1 protein-coding gene is annotated in these 1,447 nt (G+C 39.3%); it reads left to right on the plus strand.

Annotated elements, in window-relative coordinates:
* Nucleotides 1-56: 56 nt before the first annotated feature.
* A protein-coding gene (locus TV75_RS21675) for an IS3 family transposase (RefSeq protein WP_156142563.1) occupies nucleotides 57-1,414 on the plus strand; the annotation gives its coding sequence in 2 pieces (ribosomal slippage) (nucleotides 57-522 and nucleotides 522-1,414; 1,359 coding nt in all).
* The last annotated feature ends 33 nt before the right edge of the window (nucleotides 1,415-1,447 follow it).

Genomic DNA, 1,447 nt, shown 5'->3' on the forward strand with positions numbered 1-1,447 from the left:
TGAGCTGCCCCCCTATTGTTGGACACCCCAACCAACAATAGGGGGTGCCCGCACCAATGACCAAGTTTACCAGGGAATATAAACTTCACGTTGCCAATCGTTATCTAAATGAACTAGTCAGTTATCGAGAACTAGCGAATCAAGTAGGCGTAGATGATTCCATTCTCCGTTACTGGGTGATGTTAGTTCGTCATCATGGGGATCAAGCATTTGCCTTCCCCTATACAAACTATCCTTCTGCCTTTAAACTGAGGGTAATTCAATTTATTACGGAAAAGAATTACTCCATTCGAGAGGCATCAGCTATTTTTCAAATCCCCGATCCTTGTATGGTTCGTAGGTGGGTGAAAAAGTGGAAAAGAGTTGGAGAAGATGCCTTCGGATCATTAGAAATGAGGCCTTCTACAATGACATCTAATCAAAAGAAAAATAAAATGAAAGACAACTCTTCTAACCAATCGATGGAAGATATGAAAAAAGAACTTGAATACCTTCGTATGGAGAATGCGTATTTAAAAAAGCTAAATGCCTTAGTTCAGGAGGAACCATCACCAACGAAATCAAAGCGAAAGTAGTATTTGAACTAAGGAACGAATTCCCGGTGACTAGAATGATAAAAGTAGCTAAGCTGTCTAAAAGCACTTACTATCACATCATCAAAAAACAAGACCAACCAGATCCTGATCGAAAATGGAAACGACGAATCAATTTCATCTATCACAAACACTTAGGTCGCTATGGGTACCGTCGCATTACGGACGTTCTTCAAGCAAAAGGACATGATGTTAACAGAAAGAAAGTCCTTCGGATTATGAGAGAACTGGGCCTTAAATGCATTGTGCGAATGAAAAAATATAAGTCCTACAAAGGGAAAGTTGGAAAAGTAGCTCCCAACATCCTAAATCGCAATTTTAGAGCCGTTAAACCCAATCAAAAATGGGTGACAGACATTACGGAGTTTAAACTGTTCGGTCAAAAACTCTATCTGTCCCCCATTCTAGACCTATTTAACGGAGAGATCATTACCTATACGCTCCAATCCAGGCCGACATTTGACTTGGTCGAGACGATGTTAGAACAAGGATTAAAACATGTGAATGAAAGCGATAAGCTCTTAATCCATTCAGATCAAGGATGGCATTATCAAATGGCCCAGTACCGAAGGACACTGAAGAAACATAACATTACCCAAAGTATGTCTCGTAAAGGAAACTGTTATGATAACTCCGTCATGGAGAACTTTTTCGGGATAATGAAGTCTGAATTCCTTTACTTACAAGAATTTGATAGTATTGAGCACTTTAGAGACGAATTGAAAAAATACATGTATTACTACAATCATCTGAGAATTAAATCAAGGTTAAAACGAAAAAGTCCGGTAGCTTATCGTGTTAGCCACGCGATAGCTGCGTAATAAATAAGTGTCCAACTTTATGGGTCCAGTGCA

Origin of the sequence: Rossellomorea aquimaris, assembly GCF_000935355.1 — a bacterium.
Lineage (GTDB): Bacteria > Bacillota > Bacilli > Bacillales > Bacillaceae_B > Rossellomorea > Rossellomorea aquimaris_B.